Raw genomic sequence first — 21,609 nt, forward strand, 5'->3', positions numbered from 1 at the left:
AGGAATCTGTTCCACCCGATAAAGAAAAACCCCGGCCGGAGCCGGGGTTTTTCATTTCAGCACGGCGTGCGATCAGCCGCCGCGCGGGCCGCTGCGACGCGGGCCGCCCGGACCACGGTTGCCGCCGGGGCCGCCCGGGCCACGGTTGCCACCGGGACCACGGTTGCCACCGGGACCACCCGGGCCACGGTTGCCGCCCGGACCGCGATTGCCGCCCGGACGTGCATTGGCGTTGCCGCCCGGACGACCGTTGCCTGCCGGACGCGTGCTGCCGTACGGGCTGAAGCCCGGATTGGCGTGGTCGGACGGGAAGCTCGGGGCGTTGCCCGGATGGCCGTAGGGGTGCTTGTTGCCCTGGCCCTGCGAGCGGTTGCCCGCACCGGCCGGACGACCCTGGCCACCACCGGCGCCACCACGGCCTTCACCGCCGAAGCCGCCGCGACCCTGGCCGCCACCTGCACCGGCGCCCGGACCCTTCGGCTTGCCGTACGGACGGCCCTGGCCACCCGCGCCAGCGCCCGGACCACGGGCACCCGGGCCGCGTGCGCCCGGACCGGCGTTGCGGTGGCCGCTCGGGCCGGTGCTGACACCGTCCGGCACGTACCAGGTACGGAACGCGGCCGGGTTGCCTTCCGGCAGCGAACGGTCGTTCTTCGGCGCGCGCTGCTTGAACGGCTTCTGCGACTGCTTGGCGGCTGCTTCGCCGCTGACGGTCAGGCCGCCCTTGAAGCCGCCACCCTTGCCACCGCGACCACGGCCGCGGTCTTCGCGCACGTTGTCGAAGCGGCGCAGTTCGCGACCTTCATCGGCGGTGCTGTGGCCGTTGACGTAGGCATTGCCACGACCGCCTTCGCGCACGCGCACGGTGGTCTTGGCAGCACGACGCTGGCCGATCACCGGCTGCAGGGTCAGCGCCGACGGCGCGCCTTCTTCCAGCTTCAGCTGCGCGCGCAGGGCTTCGACCTGGGCGGTCGGCAGTTCCACCGAATGGCCACGGACCAGTTCGCGCGGCAGGCTGACCTTGCCGTAGCGGGTGCGCTTCAGGCGGCTGACCTGGCAGCCCTGCGATTCCCACAGGCGGCGCACTTCGCGGTTGCGGCCTTCCTTCACCACGACGCGGAACCAGTCGTGCGAGTCGGTGCCGCCGATGCGTTCGATCTCGTCGAACTTGGCCGGGCCGTCTTCCAGCGCGACGCCACGGGCGAGGCGGTCGACGATGGCGTCGGAGACCTTTTCCTCGCCTTCCGGGGCACGCACGCGCACCACGTACTCGCGCTCGACCTCGAACGACGGGTGCATCATGGCGTTGGCCAGTTCACCGTCGGTGGTGGCCAGCAGCAGGCCGGTGGTGTTGATGTCCAGGCGGCCGATGGCGATCCAGCGCGCGCCCTTCAGCGGCGGCAGGGATTCAAACACGGTCGGGCGGCCTTCGGGATCTTCGCGGGTGGTCACTTCGCCTTCCGGCTTGTTGTAGACCAGCACGCGCGACGGCTCGGCCAGGGCGGTGGCGACGAAGCCACGGCCATCCAGCTCGATCTTGTCGCCGCTCTTGACCGACATGCCGGTCTGCGCGACTTCGCCGTTGACCTTGACCAGGCCTTCGGCGATGCGCTGTTCCAGCGCGCGGCGCGAGCCGAGGCCGGCCTGGGCCAGCACCTTGTGCAGGCGCTCTTCCAGCTTGAACTGTTCGGAGGTGGCTTCGCGCTTCAGCGAGAGCTTGTTACGGGGGGTGTCACTCATCAGTTTTGCTCCGGCCGACGGTTTCGAGGTCGGCCTCTGGTTCGGAATCGGCTTGGTCAACAGCCACGGTCGTCGTCGCGACGGCGTTGTCTTCGCGTTCGTTCACTGGCACCGCGCGCTCGCCCGGCGCGGAATCGGGGTGCCCATCATCGAGGGGCGAAGGTGCTTGCTCATCGGTGGCCGGCGCAGCAGCTGCGTCGGCGGAATTCTCGGTGTTGCCATCGCCGCCCTGCAGGCCGGCGTCATCGTTGGCGGCCGCGTCGGGGTCGGCGCTGATGTCCGGGCCGGCGGCACCGGCAACGGCGGGACCATCACGGTCCAGCGCCAGCTGCGGCTCCAGCTCGCCCAGGTCTTTCAGTTCCGACAGCGGCGGCAGTTCGTCCAGGCGCTTCAGGCCGAAATAGTCCAGGAAGCCCTTGGTGGTGCCAAACAGCGCCGGCTTGCCAGGCACGTCGCGGTGGCCGACCACGCGGATCCATTCGCGCTCTTCCAGTGCCTGGATGATGTTGCTGCTGACCGCCACGCCGCGCACCTGCTCGATCTCGCCACGGGTGATCGGCTGCCGGTAGGCGATCAGCGCCAGGGTTTCCAGGGTGGCGCGGGTGTAGCGGGTCTTGCGTTCGGTCCACAACCGGCTGATCCAGCCGTGCACTTCGCCGGTCACCTGGTAGCGGAAGCCGGAGGCGACCTCGACCAGTTCCACGCCGCGGCCTTCGCAGCCCTCGCGCAGGCGCTCCAGCGCACGTTCGATGCTGCCCGGCGGTGCCGGTTCCTCTTCCGGGAACAGGTCTTTCAGCTGGGCCAGGGTGAGCGGCTGGCTGGAGGCCAGCAGGGCACCTTCGACAATGCGGTTGATCAGCGTCTGGTCCATCGGCAGTCAGCGCTCACTCGTTTTCATTGGCGGCGTCGTTGTCGTCGAACTCGCTGCTGAACTGCAGCGGGGCGTTGGTGTTGCCGGCGGCCAGGGACTTCACGTAGATCGGCGCCAGCGGTTCTTCCTGGACCAGGTCCAGCAGCTGCTCCTTGGCCAGTTCCAGCACGGCCAGGAACGTGACCAGCACGCCCAGCTTGCCTTCTTCGGCGGTGAACAGCCCTTCAAAGCGGTAGAACCTGCCGTCTTCAAGCCGGCCGAGCACTTCGCCCATGCGCTGCCGCACGCTCAGTGCCTCGCGCTTGATGGCGTGGCCGCTGAACAGCTCGGCGCGCTTGAGCACGTCGTGCAGGGCCAGCAGCATCTCCTTCAGGTCCACCGGCGGCGGCAGCTTCACCGTCGCCCGCTCGGGCATGAAGGCGTGCGCCACCGTGGTGTCGCGGTCCTGGCGGGGCAGGGCGTCGATATCCTCGGCAGCCTGCTTGAAACGTTCGTACTCCTGCAGCCGGCGCACCAGCTCGGCGCGCGGGTCGGCTTCGTCGCCTTCCTCGCTGACCGGGCGCGGCAGCAGCATGCGCGACTTCACCTCGGCCAGGATCGCGGCCATCACCAGGTACTCGGCGGCCAGTTCGAAGCGCAGCTCGCGCATCACGGTGATGTATTCCACGTACTGCCGGGTGATCTCGGCCACGGGAATGTCCAGCACGTCCAGGTTCTGCCGGCGGATCAGGTACAGCAGCAGGTCCAGCGGACCTTCAAAGGCATCCAGGATGACTTCCAGCGCATCCGGCGGGATGTACAGGTCCTGCGGGATCTGCAGGACCGGTTGCCCATGCACCACGGCCAGCGGCATTTCCTGCTGCTGGGGGGCGGGCGGCCGGGTTGGCGGGTTCGCGTCGAGCGCGAGTTCGGAAGTCATCTAATGGACAATAGGATTGCAACGGACCAGTCGCGGTACCGGACCTGCCGGGCCTGCGCCACGGCGCCCCAGGCACCAGTCACGCCGGGATCGGCGCGATTCCACACATATCAAACAGCAGGACGCGCCGCAGGAAACGGCGGCGACGGAACTACGGGGAGGTCGTCTACGTGGCCCGGCCGGTTGGCCCGGTTCGAAGCAGCGGTACGGTCGTCGGGGGCTGCGTTGGCCGCAAAAACCGACGGGCTGCTGCATCAAGCCACGTGCAATGGTGCCTAGGGTACGGCTTTGCCGGGCCAGTGTCCAGCCGGGCCGGTGGCGGTGGCCCATTGGCTAGAATCGACGCACCGCAACATGAACGAGGAATGCCCGTGTTCTATGTGATTGAAGGTTACGACGGCCAGGATGTCCTGGCGCAGCGGCTGCAGGCCCGGCCCGAACACCTGGCGCGGCTGCACGCGCTGCGCGACGAAGGCCGCCTGCTGCTGGCCGGGCCGTGCCCGGCGATCGACAGCGAGGATCCGGGTCCGGCCGGTTTCAGCGGATCGGTGGTGATTGCCGCGTTCGACTCGCTCGCGCAGGCCCGGGAGTGGGCCGATGCCGACCCCTATGTGGCTGCCGGCGTCTACACCCGCGTCGACGTGCGGCCGTTCCGCAAGGTGCTGCCATGAGTGCGCAGCGCATCGATCTGATCCGTGCTGCGCTGCAGCAGGCGTTGGCGCCAAGCACGCTTGAGATCGAAGACGACAGCCACCGCCATGCCGGCCACGCCGGTGCACGTGACGGGCGGGGCCATTTCAACGTGCTGGTGGTCAGCGAGCAGTTCGCCGGCATGGCCCCGCTGGCGCGCCATCGCGCGGTGTATGCCGCGCTGGGCGGACTGATGGAGACCGATATCCATGCGCTGTCCATCCGCGCATACACCCTGTCCGAGCAGGGCTGATGGCCTGTCCCGCAAAGTCCTGCCAGGTCCAGGAACAGACCTGTCCACGTCAGATTTCTGTGTCCATCCGGGGACATTCGTCTAACGGAGTGTTTACAAGCGCAGATGGAAACGCTTACATTCCGCGCCAAGCTGGTAGGTCCAAGCCGTGGAGGGCGGCTTCGTGAACAAGGCAGCCATAACAATCAAAGACGTCGCACGAGAAGCCCGGGTCTCCGTGGCCACGGTTTCCCGCGCGCTGAACGGGCATGAGAATGTCGCCGAACCGGTCCGCCAGCTTGTGCTGGAGGTCGCCGCGAGGCTGCGTTACACCCCGCACGCCGCCGCACGCAGCCTGAGCAGCCGCCGCACCAATACGGTGGGCGTGGTGCTGCCCGATCTGTACGGCGAATTCTTCTCCGAGCTGATGCGCGGCATCGACAACGTTGCCCGCAACCGTCGCCAGCACCTGCTGGTGTCCAGCTACCACGGCGACCAGGTACAGCAGGGCGCCGCCCTGCGTGCCATGCGCGGCCGCGTCGATGGCCTGCTGGTGCTCTCGCCCTATGCCGAGAGCCCCGGCTTCCTCACCGACAACCTGCCGCAGTCGCTGCCCACGGTCCTGATCAACACCTATCTGCCGGGGCAGGATCACCCGGTCCTGAGCATCGACGATCACGCCGGTGCGATGGCCATGACCCGCCACCTGCTCGATGCCGGCCACCGCCGCATCGCGTTCATTTCTGGCCCGGATCTCAACTTCGACGCGCGTGAGCGCCTGCGCGGCTTCCGTGACGCGCTGGCGGCTTTTGGCAACGGCGCCGAAGGCATCGAGTTGCCCGGTGATTTCGACGAAGCTTCCGGCCATCGCGCCGGTCAGGAGATGCTGGCAGCCGGCGCGCTGCCCGATGCCGTGTTCGCCGCCAACGACATGATGGCCCTGGGTTGCCTCTACGCATTCGCGCAGGCAGGCATCCATGTGCCCACCGATGTCGCCCTGGCGGGTTTCGATGACATTCCACTGGCGCGGTTTGTACACCCCTCGTTGACCACCATGCAGGTCAGTATCGCCGAGTTGGGCGATAGGGCGATGACGCGTCTGATGCAGTTGATGGACGGCAACACCCCCGAAGGGGCAGGTGACAAGCAGACGCTCGTTCCCCGCCTCATCGTTCGCGATTCCACCACTCCGCCATCGGGCCATTGAAGCCAGAGGCGTTCCTTCTTTCTTGATTGATCGCAGGTACCGCATCCGCGGATACCGCCACCCGGAGATTGAGTTGATGATGCATTCCACGATCCGCATGCCGGCCCGCCGGCTGCTGAGCACCGCACTGGTCAGCTGCCTGATGCTGGCCGCCGCCCCGAACGTCATGGCGCAGTCGGCCAACGCCAGCCTGCGCGGCCAGGTGGCCGGCGCCCAGGCCGGTTCGGAAGTCACCGCTACCAACGTTGCCACCGGCACCGTCCGTCGCGGCACCGTGCGCGCCGATGGCACCTATTCGCTGATGGGCCTGGACCCGGGCACCTATGACGTGGCCGCCAATGGCCAGACCCAGAAGGTCACCGTCACCGTGGCCTCGACCTCCACGCTGAACTTCAGCGAGGCCGCCGCCGGTGGTACTGCCGGTGGCAGCGCCGCGACCAACCTGGACACCGTCAACGTCGTCGCGCCGACCCTGCTGCAGGAAGTGCGTACCTCCGAAGTCGGCAAGACCGTCAGCCTGCAGCAGATCCAGACCACCCCGCAGGTGTCGCGCAACTTCCTGGAGTTCGCCGATGCCGTGCCGGGCCTGATCTTCACCCGTGATGCCAAGGGCAACACCTCGCTGCGCGGCGGTGCCACCAATTCCGACGGCACCAACGTCTACATCGACGGCGTGGGCCAGAAGAGCTACGTCAAGGGCGGCGGCGTGGCCGGCCAGTCCGGCAGCGCCGGCAACCCGTTCCCGCAGCTGGCCATCGGCGAATACAAGGTCATCAGCGGCAACTACAAGGCCGAGTACGGCCAGGTGTCGAGCGCCGCAGTGACCGCGGCCACCAAGTCCGGTACCAATGAATTCAAGGGTGAGGCGTTCTACCGCTACACCGATGAAGACATGCGCGCCAAGACCCCGGCCGAGCGCCAGGGCGGCAAGGACAAGATGGTCTCGGCCGAGAAGGAATACGGCTTCGCCCTGGGCGGCCCGATCATCCAGGACAAGGCACACTTCTTCGTGACCTACGAAGCCAAGCGCTTCGACCTGCCGGTCACCATCGCTCCGGACGGTGCCGTCACTGGTGCCGCCAGCCTGCTGCCGCCCGCGGGCGCCGCCGGCCTGGGCCCGGCCAGCCAGCCGTTCCAGCAGGACCTGATCTTCGGCAAGATCGACTTCGAGCCGACCGACAACGACCGCATCGAGCTGACCTTCCAGGACCGCGACGAAACCCAGTCGCAGTTCAGTGGCCAGACCTCGCCGGAAGCCGGCCGTGAAGTGGTCAACACCGACCGTCGTTACGCACTGCGCTGGAACCACAGCGGCGAGCGTTTCTACAACGAAATGATGGTCACCCATGAAGATTCCTTCAACAACCCGACCCCGCTGACCCTGGCCAACGGCATCACCTACACCGCACCGGACGGCACCGAAGACCGCACCGTGGTGAAGATCGGTGGCGCCTCGGCACTGGATTCGCAGGTGAAGGGCCAGAAGGGCTGGTCGATCGAAGACAACCTGACCCTGGACGGCATCCAGTGGGCCGGCGACCACACCATCAAGATGGGCGTGAAGTACAAGGCCATCGACCTGTACGCCTCCGATGCGGCGCAGATCAACCCGACCTTCACCTACAGCCTGGGCGATCCGGACTTCCCGGATTCCATCCCGTACAAGGCGCAGTTCGTCAAGCCGGTGACCGGCGTGGACGGCGTGTCGGGTGAAGTGCGTTCGAAGTCCAAGCAGTACGGCGTGTTCATCCAGGACGACTGGCAGGTCAACGACCACCTGCAGATCAACCTCGGCCTGCGCTGGGACTACGAAGTCACCCCGTCCTACCTGGACTTCGTGACCCCGCAGGCGGTGGTCGATGCGATCTACTCGCAGGATCCGCGCGCCCCCGCCGGCCAGACCTACGCCGATTCGCTGGCGCTGGGCGGCCTGGACATCAGCAACTACATCAGCAACGGCCACAACCGCAAGGCATTCAAGGATGCCTGGCAGCCGCGCCTGGGCTTCTCGTATGACATCAACGCCGACGAGCAGCACGTGATCCACGGTGGTGCCGGCCGTTCGTACGACCGCGACCTGTTCGACAACCTGCAGCTGGAAACCACCAAGCTGGCCCTGCCGCAGCCGACGATCTACTTCCGCAACCCGGCCACCGGCACCTGCATCAACGGCCAGGCCGCCTGCTATGACTGGAACCCGAACCTGCTCAACGGCATCGGCAACCTGCAGGACCTGGTCGGCGCGACCAGCAATGCCGGCCTGGAAGTCGACCTGCTCAACAATAAGCTGAAGGCGCCGTACTCGGATCAGTTCAGCCTGGGCATGAGCAACCAGATCGGTGACTGGCTGACCGACGCCACCATCGCCCGCACCCTGAGCTACGACGGCTTCGCCTTCACCCTGGGCAACCGTTACCCGACCGGCCAGTTCTTCGATGACCCGCGCCTGTGCGGTGGCACCGAGGCGGGCCTGAGCCAGGCCTGGAGCTGCAACGTGCCGGGCTTCGGCAGCCTGATCATCGGCCAGCAGGGCATCAAGACCCGTGCGACCCAGGTCCTGCTGTCGGCGCAGAAGCCGTTCACCAAGGAAAGCGGCTGGGGCACCTCGATCGCCTACACCTGGACGACCGCGCGCCACAACCGCGACATCAACGAGAAGTACGCCTTTGACCGCGGCCTGATCGGCGACTACCCGACCATCCGTTCCAACGGTGCACCGCGCCACCGCCTGGTGATGACCGGTTCGTACGCTGGCTTCTGGGGCATCACCTTCGGTGGCAAGATCACCCTGGCCACCCCGACCGCCGTCAACGACTGGTACCCGGTGCCGCAGGCCAGCGGCTTCAACCTGCCGACCCCGCAGGCTGCCGTGCCCAATGCCAATGGCAAGTTCCTGCTGGGTGGCAAGATCTTCGGCTACCGTTCGGTCGACCTGCAGGCGACGAAGACGTTCAAGATGCCGGGCGACACCGAGATGTACGCTCGTATCGACATCATCAACGTGTTCAACTTCGACAACTTCTCCACCTACAACTACGTCAAGACGAACGGCAAGCTGCAGGCCAGCTACAACGAGACCGGCGACATCATCGGTACTCCGCGCCAGGTCAAGGCCGAAGTGGGCTTCCGCTTCTAAGCAACGACGTACGCACCACCCCGTTGCCAGCGGCCCGCCGCTGGCAACGGAACCTGGCAATGGCCGGCCTGCGGGCCGGTCCATTGTCCAGCCCCATGCGGCGTCGCTGCGGCGCTGCATGGGACTGGACAATGCCTGTGTTGAATCGGCCACGAATGCGTGGTTTTTTAAGAGTCTGGTTTGTAAACGATTTCAGGCCATTGGACGTTATGCTTTCCCATCGATCAGCCCACTGGAGGAACCGCGCCATGCAGGCACGCCACCTGTTGACCGCCGCTGCGATGACCCTGGCCATCGCCGCCTGCAAACCGGCCCAGCAGGAGCCTGCAAAGCCCAAGCCGCCGGTGATCCTGCTGGAAGCAGACGCGCCGCCGCGGCCGATGAAGCCGGAACTGCCGCCGCTGTTCGATGACATCGAGCGCCGCACCTTCCAGTTCTTCTGGGACACCACCAACGAACTCAACGGCCTGACCCCGGACCGCTACCCGTCGCGCCCGTTCGCCAGCATCGCCTCGGTCGGCTTCGCGCTGACCGCCTACCCGATCGGCATCGAGAACGGCTGGGTCAGCCGCAACCAGGCAATCGACCGCACCCTGACCACGCTGAAGTTCTTCCGCGACGTGCCGATGGGCCCGCAGCGCACCGGCAAGGCCGGCTACAAGGGCTTCTACTACCACTTCCTGGACATGCAGGAAGGCCGCCGCTACGACAGCTGGGTCGAGCTGTCCTCGGTCGACACCGCGCTGCTGATGATGGGCGTGCTGTTCGCCCAGTCGTACTACGACGGCGACGACCCGCGCGAAAAGGAAATCCGGCAGATCGCCGACCAGCTGTACAAGCAGGTCGACTGGCCGTGGCTGCAGCAGCGTGCGCCGCTGATCTCGATGGGCTGGTTCCCCGAGAGCGGCTTCATCGACCACGACTGGATGGGCTACAACGAGGCGATGATGGTCTACATCCTCGCCCTCGGCTCGCCCAGCCACCCGGTGAGCCCGGATGCGTGGACGGTATGGACGCGCACCTATGACAACGACTGGGGCGTCTACCAGGGCCAGGAATACCTGTCCTTCGGCCCGCTGTTCGGCCACCAGTACAGCCACGTCTGGATCGATTTCCGCGATATCCAGGATGCCTACATGCGCGAGCGTGGCAGCACCTACTTCCTCAACAGCCGCTCGGCGGCGCTGGCGCACCGCGAGTACGCCATCGCCAACCCGATGCAGTGGAAGGACTATGGCGAGAACGTGTGGGGCCTGACCGCCAGCGACGGCCCGCAGAACACCACCCAGGAATACCGTGGCGAGCAGCGCCAGTTCCGCCATTACTCCTCGCGCGGCGCCGGCCTGCGCGAGAACTTCGATGACGGCACCATCGCCCCGACCGCAGCGATCTCCTCGATCGTGTTCGCGCCCGAGGAAGTGATCCCGGCCACGCTGGAGATGCACAAGCGCTACGGCGACTACATCTATTCCAGCTATGGCTTCCTGGATTCGTTCAACCCCAGCTTCAACTACGACATCCCGATCAAGACCGGCCGCATGGTGCCGGACCGCGGCTGGGTGGCCAGCGATTACATCGCCATCGACCAGGGCCCGATCCTGACGATGATCGCCAACTACCGCGATGACTTCGTCTGGGAAGTGATGAAGAAGAACCCGTACATCCGCAAGGGCCTGGAACGGGCCGGTTTCAGCGGTGGCTGGCTTGCCCCGGAAGGGTCGTTCCAGCCCCTGGTGCTGGAAAAGGATGAGAAGGCTGCGGCGGCACGCGCGGTCGGTATCGCAGAATCGCGCGCGGCTGCCGCGCAGGAACAGAAGAACAATGCCAACCGCAACACGGGCCAGGGGAAGTAACAAGGTGCACGATTGGATTGACCGCCTGCGACGCTGGGCCCTGCCTGCGATGGCCGCACTGGCCATGGCCGGCTGCGCGCGCACCGAGCAGGGCACCACGACGGTCCGCTTCTGGGCCATGGGCCGCGAGGCCGAAGTGGTCAGCGAACTCATCCACGAGTTCGAAGCCGAGAACCCCGGCATCAAGGTGGATGTGCAGAACATTCCCTGGACGGCCGCGCACGAGAAGCTGCTGACCGCCTTTGCGGCCGACGGCCTGCCCGATGTCTGCCAGCTCGGCAACACCTGGGTGCCCGAGTTCGCCGAACTCAATGCACTGACCCCGCTGCAGCCGTTCGTGCAGCAGTCGTCCGTGGTCGATCCGAAGGACTACTTCCAGGGCATCTGGGATACCAACGTGATCCACGGTGAGCTGGTGGGCGTGCCGTGGTACGTCGACACCCGCCTGATCTTCTACCGCAAGGACCTGCTGGCGCAGGCCGGCTTCGACCATCCGCCGCGCACCTGGGCGGAGTGGGACCAGCAGATGGCCGCGATCAAGAAGATGCAGGGCCCGAACCGCTATGCGGTGCTGATGCCGATCAACGAGTTCGAGCAGCAGCTGTCGCTGGCCCTGCAGCAGCCCGATCCGCTGCTGCGCGACGAGGACACCCGCGGCAATTTCTCCAGCCCCGGTTTCCGTCGCACCCTGGCCTTCTACGCCAACATGTTCGAGCAGGGCTGGGCGCCGAAGATGTCCGAGACGCAGATCTCCAACGTCTGGGATGAGTTCTTCCGCGGCTTCAACGTGTTCTACATCTCCGGCCCCTGGAACATCCGCGAGTTCAAGAAGCTGCAGCCCAAGGAACTGGAAGGAAAGTGGGGCACCGCCGCCCTGCCGGGCCCGGACGGCCCGGGCGCGGGCATCGCCGGTGGTACCAGCCTGGTGATCTTCCGCAAGTCGCAGCAGAAGGAAGCCTCCTGGAAGCTGATCGAATTCCTGTCGCGCCCGGAAATCCAGGCCCGGTTCCACTCGATCATCGGTGACCTGCCGCCGCGCCGCAGTACCTGGAACGCCCCGTCGCTGGCCAACGATCCGCTGGCCGCCGCGTTCCGTGACCAGCTGGAGCGCGTCAAGCCCACGCCGAAGGTGCTCGAGTGGGAGCGCATCGTGCAGGAAATGCGCATCGTCACCGAGAAGGTGGTGCGTGGCGGCATGCCGCAGGACAAGGCCGTGGAAGAGCTGGACCAGCGCGTGGACAAGGTGCTGGCCAAGCGCCGCTGGATGCATGAACAACAACGCCTGCAGCGCAGCGATGCCCCCCCGGGCTCGACCAGTGCAGTCGCGGCCGGGAGCCCGCAATGAAACGTTCGTCCCTCGCCGGCTGGATCTTCGCCGGCCCCTCGCTGATCGTGCTGGGCGTGTTCTTCGGCCTGCCGGTGGCATCGGCGCTCGCCCTGAGCGTGACCGACTTCGACCTGTACGCGCTGGCTGACGGCGGCAACCTGCGCTTCGTCGGGCTGGGCAACTACGTCGACCTGCTGCAGACGCCGATGTTCTGGAAGTCGCTGTGGAACACCACCTATTTCGTGGTGATCGGCGTGCCGTTGTCGATCGGCGTGTCGCTGGGCGCGGCCATGCTGCTCAATGCACCGGCCGCGCGCTTCAAGGCCCTGTTCCGCACCGCGCTGTTCGCCCCGGTGGTGACCACCCTGGTGGCGGTGGCGGTGATCTGGCGCTACCTGTTCCATACCAGCTACGGCCTGGTGAACTACGGCCTGGGCCATATCGGCATCAGCCCGATCGACTGGCTGGGCGACCCGAACTGGGCGATGCCCACCATCATGCTGTTCGCCGTGTGGAAGAACTTCGGCTACAACATGGTGATCTTCCTGGCCGGCCTGCAGGCCATCCCGCATGACCTGTACGAGGCCGCGCGCATCGATGGCGCCTCGCGCTGGAAGCAGTTCCTGCACATCACCCTGCCGATGCTCGGCCCGGTGCTGCTGGTGGTCGGTGTCATTACCGTGTCCGGCTACTTCCAGCTGTTCGCCGAACCGTACGTCATGACCCGCGGCGACCCACTGCAGAGCACCGTCAGCGTGCTGTATTTCATGTTCGAGGAAGGCTTCAAGTGGTGGAACCTGGGACGCGCCTCTGCCGTGGCGTTCCTGCTGTTCCTGATCATCCTGGCGGTGACCACCGTGATGCTGCGTTTCGGCCGCAAGAGGCAGTTGGTATGAGTCGTGAGATCGGCCAGTCGCGCTGGCACCCGTGGATGATCAATGGCGCGTTGCTGGTGCTGGCCCTGGTCAGCCTGGCACCGCTGTTGTGGATGCTCTCGGTGTCGTTCATGCCGCAGGGCGAGGCGACCCATTTCCCGCCGCCGCTGCTGCCTTCGCACGTCACCACCCACAACTACACCGAGCTGTTCGCGCGCACCGGCATGGGGGGCAACTTCGCCAACAGCCTGCTGGTGTCGGTGGCGATCACCTTCGGTTCGCTGCTGCTCAACACCATGGCCGGCTATGCGTTCGCCAAGCTGAACTTCGTCGGCCGCGAGCGCCTGTTCCAGGTGCTGATGGCGGCGCTGGTGATCCCGGCGCAGGTGGCGATGCTGCCGCTGTTCCTGCTGATGAAGCAGCTGGGCCTGGTCAACAGCTTCGGCGGCGTGATTGTGCCGGCGCTGGCCAGCGTGTTCGGCATCTTCCTGGTGCGCCAGTACGCCCGTTCCATCCCGGACGAGCTGCTGGAAGCGGCCCGCATCGACGGGGCAGGGGAGCTGCGCATCTTCTTCCAGATCGTGCTGCCGATGCTCAAGCCGGTGCTGGTGACCCTGGCGATCTTTACGTTCATGGGCGCGTGGAACGATTTCATGTGGCCGTTGATCGTCTTGACCGATCAGGAGCACTACACTTTGCCGGTGGCGCTGGCCACCCTCTCGCGCGAGCACATCATGGACGTGGAAATGATGATGGCCGGCGCGGTGGTCACCGTGGTTCCGGTGCTGGCCCTGTTCCTGGTGCTGCAGCGGTACTACATCCAAGGTCTGTTGCTGGGGAGCGTCAAGGGATGAAGCGAGCGATCGCCGTTGGATTGGGCCTGTTGTGGACCTCCCTGGCGATCGCCGCACCACCGGCGCTGCCGGCGCCCAAGGTGCTGGACGACTTCGATGACATCAGCGCGTGGAAGCTGGTGCTGTCCGACCAGGTCAGCGGTTCGCTGCGGCCGGTCAGCGGCGCCGGTGGCGGCCGCGCGTTGTGCCTGGACTACGACTTCCACAAGGTGTCCGGCTATGTCGGCCTGCGCCGCGCGCTGAACATCGAGTACCCGGCCAATTACCGCTTCGGCTTCCAGCTGCGCGGCGATTCCCCGCGCAACGACCTGCAGTTCAAGCTGATCGATGCCAGCGGCGACAACGTGTGGTGGGTCAACCGGCCGGGCTACAGCTTCAGCAAGGCCTGGGCGCCGGTGGAGTACCGCCGCCGCCAGATCGACAAGGCCTGGGGCCCCTCGGCCGAGAAGGAGATGGCGCGCAGCGCCGCGGTCGAGTTCACGATCTACAGCAAGGTCGGTGGCCGCGGCACCGTGTGCTTCGACAAGCTGACCCTGCAGGGGCTGCCGCCGCAGGACGAGTCCGCGCTGATGCCGTCGGTGATCGCCGACACGGCCACCGCGCTGCAGGACCGCATGATCGATGGCAAGAGCGATACGTTCTGGGTCAGTGGCGGGGTCAAGCAGCAGACCATCAGCCTGGACCTGCACAAGAGCCGCGAGATCGGCGGTGCGGTGATCGACTGGCTGCCCAACCTGGAGGCGACCCGCTACACGGTGCGCACCTCCGAGGACGGCCGCGACTGGCGGACGGTGCGCGAAGTCACCGGTGGTGGCGGCGGCCGTGACTGGCTGGCGCTGCCCGATACCGATGCGCGCTACGTGCGCTTCGATCTGCAGGACGGGCCGAACTGGCGCTACGGCATCCGCGATATCGCGCTGAAGCCGCTGGCCTTCGCGGCCACGCCCAATGCCTTCCTGTCCTCGGTGGCCGCCGACCTGCCGCGCGGTGCATTGCCGCGTGCCTACGTGGGCGAGCAGCCGTACTGGACCCTGCTGGGCCTCGACGGTGGCCAGGAGCAGGCGCTGATCAGCGAGGATGGCGCACTGGAGCCGGCCAAGGGCAGCTTCAGCATCGAGCCGTTCATCCGCATGGACGGCAAGCTGCTGGACTGGTCCAGTGTGGCCACCACGCAGTCGCTGCAGGACCGTTACCTGCCCATCGCCACGGTCGACTGGGTGCATGAGAAGGCCGGCCTGTCGGTGACCAGTTTCGTGCAGGGCACGCCCGAGCGCGCCCAGCTGATCGGCCGCTACCGCCTGAGCAACCCGGACAAGGTCGCCCACGAATACACCTTGGCGCTGGCAATCCGACCCTGGCAGGTCAATCCGCCGACCCAGTTCCTCAACACCACTGGTGGCTTCAGCCGCATCGAAGCGCTGGACGTGGGCGAGCAGCTGGTGCGGGTAAACGGCGAACCGCGCATCTACCCGCTGCAGGTCCCGGACGCGCGCTTTGCCACGACCTTCGACGGCAAGCTCGATGCGATGCACCTGGCGTCGGGCAACTTCCCGGCGACCACGGCGGTGAAGGACAGCACGGGCCTGGCCTCCGGCGCGATGCTGTACACCATCAAGCTGGAGCCGGGGCAGAGCCGCGAGGTGGCCGTGGTGCTGCCGCAGACCGGCGGCTGGAAGCCGCAGGCGCTGGACGTGGCCAAGGCGCAGCAGCAGGTGGCGGCGATGTGGCGCGACAAGCTGGGCGTGGTCAACCTGCAGGTACCGGCGGCCGGCCAGCCACTGGTTGAAACCCTGCGTACCGCCGTGGCGCACATGCTGATCTCGCGCGTGGGCCCGCGCCTGCAGCCGGGCACGCGTTCGTATGCACGCAGCTGGATCCGCGATGGCGCGATGATTTCCGAAGGCCTGCTGCGCATGGGTCGCAGCGACGCCGTGCGTGATTACGTGACCTGGTATGCGCCGTTCCAGTTCGAGAATGGCAAGGTGCCGTGCTGTGTCGATGCCCGCGGCAGCGACCCGGTGCCCGAGAACGACAGCCACGGCGAGCTGATCTACAACATCGCCGAGTACTGGCGCTACACCGGCGACGGCACGTTCCTGGAACTGATGTGGCCGCACGTGCAGGGCGCCTACAGCTACATGGAGCAGCTGCGCGCCAGCGAGCGCACCGAGGAGAACCGCGCACGCAACCCTGCCTTCTACGGGATGATGCCGGCCTCGATCAGCCATGAAGGCTATTCGGCCAAGCCGATGCACTCGTACTGGGACAACTTCTGGGCGCTGCGCGGCTACAAGGATGCTGCGCAGGTGGCGGCACAGCTGGGCAAGGTGGAGGCGATGCAGATCAGCGAGTCGCGCGACCAGTTCCGCGACGACCTGCAGGCTTCGCTGCTGGCCGCCATGCAGCAGCACAGGATCGATTACCTGCCCGGTTCGGCCGAGCTGGGTGACTTCGATGCCACCTCCACCACCATCGCGCTGGCGCCGGGTGGCGAGCAGGGCCGGCTGCCGCAGGAGGCGCTGGAGGCGACCTTCGAGCGCTACTGGAACGAGTTCGTCGCGCGCCGCGATGGCAAGCGCGAGTGGAAGGACTACACGCCCTACGAATGGCGCAACGTGGCGGCCTTCGTGCGCCTGGGCTGGCGCGACCGCGCCTGGCAGGCCACCCAGTTCTTCTTCAAGGACCGTGCGCCGCAGCCCTGGAACCAGTGGGCCGAAGTGGTCTCGCGCACGCCGCGCAAGCCGTTCTTCGTCGGGGACCTGCCGCATGCCTGGGTGGCGTCTGACTTCGTGCGCTCGGCCCTGGACATGTTCGCCTACAACCGCGACGCCGATGAGGCGCTGGTGCTGGCAGCAGGCATTCCAACCGCCTGGTTCCAGGGGGAGGGCATCGCCGTGCAGGGCCTGCGCACGCCGCAGGGCCAGTTGAACTACCGCCTGCAGCGCAGCGACAAGCAGCTGGTGCTCGACCTGCAAGCGGGCCTGGTGCCGCCGCCCGGTGGCGTGGTGCTGCCGTGGCCGTACAGCGGCGACCCCGGTGAGGCCACCATCAATGGCGAGCCGGCCGTATGGAACAACCGCGAACTGCGCGTGCACCAGTTGCCCGCGCGGATCGAGATCGACGTGCCCAGCGCGGTGCGCCGCGCAGAACGCAAGGGACAGTGAGCATGGCGTTGAAGCAGGGGAGGGCGCGCGTGGCATTGCGCGGCCTGGGGCTGGCAATCGCACTGGCCCTGCCGGGGCTGGCATCGGCACAGCAGGCGGCAGAGGCCGCGCCGGCCCCGGCCGAGGTGTCCACTGCGCCCGGCATGGGGATGGTGACCTTCAACCTGCACCACGACCGCGAGGATTGGCCGACCCGTCGGCGCACGATCCTGGCCGAGCTCAAGCGCCTGCAACCCGATGCCATCGCGCTGCAGGAAGTGATCCAGCGCCGCAACGTACGCAACCAGGCGCAGTGGCTGGCCAGCCAGCTCGGCTACAAGTACGTGTTCGTCTCGACCGATCCGGTGGGGGCGCCCAAGCGCTACGGCAACGCGCTGCTGACCCGGCGCCCGATCCTGGCCCATGGCGAGCACCTGCTGCAGCCGCTGGATGACTACCGCACCGTGGCCCACCTGCGCATCGACGTGGACGGACAGCCGGTGAACGTCTATGCCACGCATCTGAACGAACGCAGCGACGAGCGTGGCCAAGGCATCCGCCGCAGCCAGGTGGAAGACCTGCTGAGCTACATCACCGGGACCTCGGCGGGCGCGCCCGTGGTGATCGCCGGTGATTTCAACGCGCTGGTGGACGCGGGCGACCTGAGCGAGCTGCGCAGCCATTACGGCGACAGCTATGGCAGCGTGCACGTGAATACCGACCTGGCCGGTGTGAGCACGTTGAACCGCCACTATTACCAGGCGCCCTCGCGTATCGACCACATCTTCTTCCAGCAGGACCGGATGGTCGCGCGCGAAGCGAAGATCCTGTTCGATCAGCCCGACGACAGCGGCCGCTTTGCCTCGGACCATTACGGCGTCTGGACCCGGTTGCAGTTCGCCCCGGCGCGCTGACGCCGCGGGATTTCATGCTCTGGCAGGTGCCAACCTCGGTTGGCACGGGCGCGTCCGCGTGCGTTCAATCGTCGGCGCTCTGGTAGGTGCCAACCTTGGTCGGCACGGGCGCGTCCGCGTGCGTTGAATCAACGGCGCCAACCACGGTTGGCATCCACCCATGCAGTGCCGGACGAACAAACAAAAACGGCGGGGATCATCGATCCCCGCCGTTCCGTTTCAAGCGATCAAAGAACGATCAGTTCGCCGGCGGCGTGCGCTTGGCAGCTTCTTCGTCTTCGTCCGATGCCTGGGCATCGGCGGCCTGGCTGGCCGAATCGGCATGGCCATCGGCCACCGGGTCGATGGACGGCGTCACCACGGCTTCGGCCACCGGTGCGGCAGCTTCAACCGGCGCGGCTTCGACAGCCACCGGCGCGGCCGGCTGCTCGACGACCGGTGCGGTTTCGACCACCGGGGCGGACTCGACGACCGGCTTTGCTTCCACCACCGGAGCGGCTTCAACGACCGGAGCGACCTCGGCCACGACCGGTGCGGCTTCAACCACCGGAGCGGCTTCGACGACCACCGGTGCCGGCGCGGCCACCACAGCGGCCTCCTCGACAACGGGCTTGGCCTCGGCCACCACAGCCACCGGCGCTGCCGGCTGGGCCGGGGTTGCGGCGTCGATCTCGTCCAGCATGCTGGTCTGCACCGGCTGCGGCTTCGGCTCGGCCTTGGCGGCAGATTCCTGGGCGGCAGCATCCTGCGGGGCCACCGCGTCGACCACGGCGCTGCTCACGGCAACCACCGGGGCGGCAGCGGCAACAGCCACCGGCGCACGGGCCGGCTTCCCGGCTTCCACGGCCACCGGCTCGACTTCGTCATCGAAATCGAATTCCGGCTGCGAACGGGTCGCCTGCGCGGCAGCGACCGGGGCGGCCTGCGCAGCGTGGTCGGCGACCTGTTCGGTGCTGTCGTTGTCGTTGTCATCGCTTTCGTCACCGTCGTCCTGGTCATCGCCCAGGGCATCGGTACCGGCGGCATTCTCGGCGCCACCGCGACGACGACGACGGCCACCGCGACGGCCACGACGGCGGCGGGTCGCGCCTTCGCCTGCCTGCTCGCCCGAGGCGTCGGTTGCTGCGTCTTCACCGGACACGGCCGTCGCGTCGGCGTCAGCGCCCGCGTTGGCGGCGGCATCGGCGACCGGTGCGGCATCAGCCACCAGCACGTCGGCGGCCGGTGCGACCGGTGCGATCGGTGCGGCGGGCGCAGTGCCTTCCTGCGCGGTCACCGCATTGGCGGCGACGGCGGTGGCGGCTACAGCGGCAGCTGCCGTTGCGGTATCGACCGGTGCTTCGGCGGCGGTGCGCTGCGGCTTCTCGGCCGGCTTGTCGCCGTCCTGCTGCGGGCGCGGCTGCTTGGGCTGCTTCAGCTTCGGCTGCTGCTGCGGGTTCTGGCCCTGCTGCTCGTTGCGCGGCGGCTTCTGCTGCTGCGGCTGCTGCTGGCCATCCTTCTGCTGGGCGTCCTTCTGCTTGCCCTGCTGCGGCTGCTGCTGGGCGTTGCCGTTGTTGTTGCCGCCCTGGCGGCCGTCCTTGCGCTGCTCACCGCGGTCCTTGCGGTTGCCGCCGTCCTTCTGCTGCTGGGCGTTGGCGTTGCCGCCGTTGCCACGGCTGTCGTCGCGACGGTCCCTGCGGTCCTTGTTGCGATCCTTGTTGCGGTCCTTGCGGCCGCCATCCTGCTGCGGCTGGCGGGCAGCCGGGGCCGGAGCGGGGGCCGGAGCCGGTTCGCCACCGAAGATGCGCTTCAGCCAGCCGACCACGCCGCCACTGGCGGCCGGTGCCGGTGCTGCGGCGACCGGTGCCGGGGCCGGAGCGGCCACCGGTTCGGCTTCGGCACGCACCGGGGCCGGCGCGGTGTGCTTGACCTGGGTCACCGCCGGCGGCGGGATGTTCAGCTGGCCCTTGGTCAGCGCGTGCACCGGCAGCTTGCGCGGGGTGCCACGCTGGTAGCTCGGCTTGTTGCTCTCTTCACCCAGCTCGTTCTCGCGCAGGCGGGTCACGGTGTAATGCGGGGTGTGCAGCTGCTCGTCGGCGACGATCACGATCGGCGCCTCGTGGCGCTTCTCGATCTCGCGCAGGGCGCTGCGCTTCTCGTTCAGCAGGTAATTGGCGATCTCCACCGGGGCCTGGACCAGCACCTGCCCGGTGTTCTCCTTCATCGCATGCTCTTCGGCGACGCGGATGATCGACAGCGACAGCGACTCGACGCTGCGCATGCGGCCGTGGCCGTCACAACGCGGGCAGACGATCTGGCTGGATTCACCCAGGCTCGGGCGCAGGCGCTGGCGGCTCATTTCGAGCAGGCCGAAGCGCGAGATGCGGCCGACCTGGACGCGCGCGCGGTCGTACTTCAGCGCGTTGGCCAGGCGGTTCTCGACCTCACGCTGGTGCTTGTTGGAGGCCATGTCGATGAAGTCGATGACCACCAGGCCGCCCAGGTCGCGCAGGCGCAGCTGGCGGGCCACTTCCTCGGCCGCTTCCAGGTTGGTCTGGAAGGCGGTGTCCTCGATGTCGCTGCCCTTGGTGGCGCGCGAGGAGTTGACGTCGACGGCGGTCAGCGCTTCGGTCTGGTCGACCACGATCGAGCCGCCCGACGGCAGGCGCACGTTGCGCTCGTAGGCGCCTTCGATCTGCGATTCGATCTGGAAGCGGTTGAACAGCGGGATGTCGTCCTTGTAATGCTTGAGCTTGCGCAGGGTCTGCGGCATCACCTGCTGCATGAACTCGCGGGCGTGCTCGTACATCTCCTCGGTGTCCACCAGGATCTCGCCGATGTCGGCGCGCAGGTAGTCACGCAGGGCGCGCACGATCAGACGCGATTCCTGGTAGATCAGGAACGGTGCCGGCTTGCTCAGGGCCGCCTCGGCGATCGCGCGCCAGACGTTCAGCAGGTAGTCCAGATCCCACTGCAGTTCTTCGGCATCGCGGCCGACGCCGGCGGTGCGGATGATCACGCCCATGTCGTCGGGGATGTTCAGCTTGTCCAAGGCGTCCTTCAGGGCAGCCCGGTCTTCGCCTTCGATGCGACGGGAGACACCGCCCGCGCTCGGCGAGTTCGGCATCAGCACCATGTAACGGCCGGCCAGGGAGATGAACGTGGTCAGGGCGGCGCCCTTGTTGCCGCGCTCTTCCTTGTCCACCTGGACGACGATTTCCTGGCCTTCCTTCAGCAGCTCGCGGATGCCGGCCTTGTTGTGGTCGACGCCGGCCTGGAAGTAGTCGCGGGAAATTTCCTTCAGCGGCAGGAAGCCATGGCGGCCACCACCGTATTCGACGAAGGCCGCTTCCAGCGAGGGCTCGATGCGGAAGATCCGGCCCTTGTAGATGTTGGACTTCTTCTGTTCCTTCGCCGGCTGCTCGATATCGATGTCATACAACGATTGGCCATCGACGATGGCAACACGCAGCTCTTCGGCCTGCGTGGCGTTGATCAGCATTCGCTTCATTGTTGCGTTCCTCGCAAGCGGCTACCGCGCGGAACGCCATGGGGTTTCGCCTCTGGACACGGTTCGCCGCCCATTCGCGCATGCGCGGGGAGGGCGGCTTGGGTTTCCAGCGCTACGACACCACGGCAGGCCGCGGGAGCGCTTCACTTTTCTGGTTTTGGGGTGTTGCAGGGCCGGAGGCAGCTGTCAGCCAGGCTGGAGCGCCACACGGGACATGTTCAGCACGGTTGCGTGTCAGGCATCCGGCGATGGCCGGGAAGGCCGGTGAGCCGCTAACATGGCCGCCCCGCGGGCGGTGGTCGCGCACTGTGCCGGATTCGTCGGAAGCTGGGCTTCTGGCCCTGAGTAACTTCCAACA

General features: G+C 67.1%; 14 protein-coding genes. 10 read left to right on the top strand and 4 right to left on the bottom strand.

The annotated features are described in order from the left end of the window. Positions 1-72 precede the first annotated feature (72 nt). From B2W22_RS06710 to B2W22_RS06720, 3 genes are read right to left on the bottom strand one after another with little or no spacing between them, the layout of a single operon-like run. Complete coding sequence (locus B2W22_RS06710) at positions 73-1,740, bottom strand: pseudouridine synthase (RefSeq protein WP_079222486.1); 1,668 nt, start codon at positions 1,738-1,740, stop codon at positions 73-75. Then, entirely contained in the window at positions 1,733-2,611 is an 879-nt protein-coding gene (scpB, locus tag B2W22_RS06715; protein ID WP_286936732.1) for an SMC-Scp complex subunit ScpB, read from the bottom strand. Before scpB ends, B2W22_RS06710 begins: the two co-directional genes overlap by 8 nt. A 13-nt stretch (positions 2,612-2,624) precedes the next feature. Beyond that, entirely contained in the window at positions 2,625-3,530 is a 906-nt protein-coding gene (locus tag B2W22_RS06720) for a segregation and condensation protein A (protein WP_079222484.1), read from the bottom strand. 365 nt (positions 3,531-3,895) lie between these two features. Between B2W22_RS06720 and B2W22_RS06725 the strand changes: the two genes are divergently transcribed. From B2W22_RS06725 to B2W22_RS06770, 10 genes are all read left to right on the top strand, one after another. Next, a complete protein-coding gene (locus tag B2W22_RS06725; RefSeq protein WP_234458282.1) occupies positions 3,896-4,201 on the top strand; it encodes a YciI family protein in 306 nt (101 codons plus the stop codon). Next, positions 4,198-4,473, top strand: coding sequence for a BolA family protein (locus tag B2W22_RS06730; RefSeq protein ID WP_079222483.1), 276 nt, complete (start codon positions 4,198-4,200; stop codon positions 4,471-4,473). The genes B2W22_RS06725 and B2W22_RS06730 overlap by 4 nt, the downstream gene beginning before the upstream one ends. A 163-nt stretch (positions 4,474-4,636) precedes the next feature. Further along, the gene (locus tag B2W22_RS06735; protein WP_286936737.1) at positions 4,637-5,659 is read left to right on the top strand and encodes a LacI family DNA-binding transcriptional regulator; all 1,023 of its coding nucleotides are present in this window, start codon (positions 4,637-4,639) and stop codon (positions 5,657-5,659) included. Between the two features lie 76 nt (positions 5,660-5,735). Beyond that, positions 5,736-8,795 (top strand): TonB-dependent receptor, encoded by a 3,060-nt coding sequence (locus B2W22_RS06740; protein WP_079222481.1) that lies wholly within the window; start codon positions 5,736-5,738, stop codon positions 8,793-8,795. Positions 8,796-9,043: 248 nt separating this feature from the next. After that, positions 9,044-10,648: a glucoamylase family protein gene (locus B2W22_RS06745; protein ID WP_283221544.1), complete on the top strand. Its 1,605-nt coding sequence runs from the start codon at positions 9,044-9,046 to the stop codon at positions 10,646-10,648. Between the two features lie 4 nt (positions 10,649-10,652). Further along, the gene (locus B2W22_RS06750) at positions 10,653-11,993 is read left to right on the top strand and encodes a sugar ABC transporter substrate-binding protein (RefSeq protein WP_286936740.1); all 1,341 of its coding nucleotides are present in this window, start codon (positions 10,653-10,655) and stop codon (positions 11,991-11,993) included. Then, entirely contained in the window at positions 11,990-12,871 is an 882-nt protein-coding gene (locus B2W22_RS06755) for a carbohydrate ABC transporter permease (RefSeq protein ID WP_108747025.1), read from the top strand. Before B2W22_RS06750 ends, B2W22_RS06755 begins: the two co-directional genes overlap by 4 nt. Beyond that, complete coding sequence (locus tag B2W22_RS06760; RefSeq protein ID WP_079222477.1) at positions 12,868-13,704, top strand: carbohydrate ABC transporter permease; 837 nt, start codon at positions 12,868-12,870, stop codon at positions 13,702-13,704. The genes B2W22_RS06755 and B2W22_RS06760 overlap by 4 nt, the downstream gene beginning before the upstream one ends. Beyond that, a complete protein-coding gene (locus tag B2W22_RS06765) occupies positions 13,701-16,868 on the top strand; it encodes a discoidin domain-containing protein (protein ID WP_286936743.1) in 3,168 nt (1,055 codons plus the stop codon). The genes B2W22_RS06760 and B2W22_RS06765 overlap by 4 nt, the downstream gene beginning before the upstream one ends. 2 nt (positions 16,869-16,870) lie before the next feature. Further along, positions 16,871-17,761 (top strand): endonuclease/exonuclease/phosphatase family protein, encoded by an 891-nt coding sequence (locus tag B2W22_RS06770; protein ID WP_286936744.1) that lies wholly within the window; start codon positions 16,871-16,873, stop codon positions 17,759-17,761. 238 nt (positions 17,762-17,999) lie between these two features. Here B2W22_RS06770 and B2W22_RS06775 read toward each other — a convergent pair whose 3' ends face one another. After that, positions 18,000-21,242, bottom strand: coding sequence for an Rne/Rng family ribonuclease (locus B2W22_RS06775; RefSeq protein ID WP_286936746.1), 3,243 nt, complete (start codon positions 21,240-21,242; stop codon positions 18,000-18,002). Positions 21,243-21,609 lie beyond the last annotated feature (367 nt).

The sequence above is a fragment of the Achromobacter sp. UBA4530 genome, from assembly GCF_002388205.1.
GTDB lineage: Bacteria > Pseudomonadota > Gammaproteobacteria > Burkholderiales > Burkholderiaceae_B > Achromobacter > Achromobacter animicus.

Bases quoted from the DNA above. Each gene is read 5' to 3' on its own strand.
- B2W22_RS06710 (WP_079222486.1), bottom strand. From the start codon at position 1,740: ATGAGTGACACCCCCCGTAACAAGCTCTCGCTGAAGCGCGAAGCCACC.
- scpB (WP_286936732.1), bottom strand. From the start codon at position 2,611: ATGGACCAGACGCTGATCAACCGCATTGTCGAAGGTGCCCTGCTGGCC.
- B2W22_RS06720 (WP_079222484.1), bottom strand. From the start codon at position 3,530: ATGACTTCCGAACTCGCGCTCGACGCGAACCCGCCAACCCGGCCGCCC.
- B2W22_RS06725 (WP_234458282.1), top strand. From the start codon at position 3,896: ATGCCCGTGTTCTATGTGATTGAAGGTTACGACGGCCAGGATGTCCTG.
- B2W22_RS06730 (WP_079222483.1), top strand. From the start codon at position 4,198: ATGAGTGCGCAGCGCATCGATCTGATCCGTGCTGCGCTGCAGCAGGCG.
- B2W22_RS06740 (WP_079222481.1), top strand. From the start codon at position 5,736: ATGATGCATTCCACGATCCGCATGCCGGCCCGCCGGCTGCTGAGCACC.
- B2W22_RS06745 (WP_283221544.1), top strand. From the start codon at position 9,044: ATGCAGGCACGCCACCTGTTGACCGCCGCTGCGATGACCCTGGCCATC.
- B2W22_RS06755 (WP_108747025.1), top strand. From the start codon at position 11,990: ATGAAACGTTCGTCCCTCGCCGGCTGGATCTTCGCCGGCCCCTCGCTG.
- B2W22_RS06760 (WP_079222477.1), top strand. From the start codon at position 12,868: ATGAGTCGTGAGATCGGCCAGTCGCGCTGGCACCCGTGGATGATCAAT.
- B2W22_RS06765 (WP_286936743.1), top strand. From the start codon at position 13,701: ATGAAGCGAGCGATCGCCGTTGGATTGGGCCTGTTGTGGACCTCCCTG.
- B2W22_RS06770 (WP_286936744.1), top strand. From the start codon at position 16,871: ATGGCGTTGAAGCAGGGGAGGGCGCGCGTGGCATTGCGCGGCCTGGGG.
- B2W22_RS06775 (WP_286936746.1), bottom strand. From the start codon at position 21,242: ATGCTGATCAACGCCACGCAGGCCGAAGAGCTGCGTGTTGCCATCGTC.